The 1,353-nt window shown below is 70.3% G+C and carries 2 protein-coding genes and 1 pseudogene; all 3 read left to right on the forward strand.

Going from position 1 to position 1,353, the window contains the following annotated elements; all coding sequences use genetic code 11:
- Positions 1-15 precede the first annotated feature (15 nt).
- Positions 16-287: hypothetical protein (locus ASC94_RS34265; protein ID WP_373888114.1), on the forward strand; the 272-nt coding region annotated here is incomplete at its 3' end.
- Between the two features lies 1 nt (position 288).
- Positions 289-1,040 (forward strand): annotated as a pseudogene (locus ASC94_RS34270) (heme utilization protein); the annotation flags it as partial.
- A gap of 7 nt (positions 1,041-1,047) precedes the next feature.
- Positions 1,048-1,353: hypothetical protein (locus ASC94_RS34275; protein ID WP_373888115.1), on the forward strand; the 306-nt coding region annotated here is incomplete at its 3' end.

A 1,353-nucleotide genomic window follows, 5' to 3' on the forward strand; every position in this document is an offset into this window, starting at 1 on the left:
AGCCAGGTTGCCGCGCTGGCCACCGGCCAGATCGTCGGCCTGACCTCGGGCCAGGTGGCCGCGCTGGGCACCAGCCAGGTGGTAGCGCTGGGCACCAGCCAGATCATCTCGCTGGAAAGCGCCGACATCGCTGCGCTGAAGACCGCGCAAGTGGCCGCGCTGGAAACCTCCGACGTGCTGGCGCTGAGCACCGGCCAGGTGCAGGCGCTGAGCACGGCCGGCGTGGCCGCGCTGGGCACCAGCCAGGTCATCGCGCTGGGCACCAGCCAGGTGGTGGCGCTGAAGACNTCCGACGTGCTGGCGCTGAGCACCGGCCAGGTGCAGGCGCTGAGCACGGCCGGCGTGGCCGCGCTGGGCACCAGCCAGGTCATCGCGCTGGGCACCAGCCAGGTGGTGGCGCTGAAGACGGCGCAAGTGGCCGCCATGGGCACCAGCCAGATCGTGGCCCTGGGCACCAGCCAGATCATCGCGATAGAAACCTCCGACGTGGCCGCACTGAAGACCGTGCAAGTGGCCGCGCTGGAAACGTCCGACCTGATTGCACTGGGCACCAGCCAGGTGCAGTCGCTGAGCACGGGCGGCATCGCCGCGCTGGGCACCAGCCAGGTCGTCGCGCTGGGTACCAGCCAGGTTGCCGCGCTGAAGTCCGGTCAGGTGACCGCCCTGGGCAGCAGCCAGATCGCCGCCCTGGGCACCAGCCAGGTGATCGCGATTGAAACGACCGACCTGGCTGCCATGAAGACGGCGCAGATCGGCGCGCTGGGCACCAGCCAGGTTGCCGCGCTGACCACCGGCCAGGTTGCCTCGCTGAGCTCCGGCCAAGTTGCCTCGCTGGGCACCAGTGCAGTACAGGCCCTGGGCACCAGCCAGATCATCGTGCTGGAAACGGCCGACGTCGCCGCGCTGAAGACCACGCAAGTGGCGGCGCTGGAAACGTCCGACGTGCTGGCGCTGAGCACCGGCCAGGTGCAGGCGCTGAGCACGGCCGGCGTGGCCGCGCTGGGCACCAGCCAGGTCATCGCGCTGGGCACCAGCCAGGTNTCCGACGTGCTGGCGCTGAGCACCGGCCAGGTGCAGGCGCTGAGCACGGCCGGCGTGGCCGCGCTGGGCACCAGCCAGGTCATCGCGCTGGGCACCAGCCAGGTTGTGGCACTGAAGACGGCGCAAGTGGCCGCGCTCGGTTCGAGCCAGCTGGCCGCCCTGGGCACCAGCCAGATCATCGCGATTGAGACGACCGACATCTCGTCGCTGCGTACCAACCAGGTGACCGCGCTGACCACCAGCAGCATGCAGGCGCTGACCACCGGCCAGGTGGAAGCGCTGACGTCGAGCCAGACCAAGGCGCTGACGTCG

This window comes from Massilia sp. Root418 (genome assembly GCF_001425265.1).
GTDB lineage: Bacteria > Pseudomonadota > Gammaproteobacteria > Burkholderiales > Burkholderiaceae_D > Rugamonas.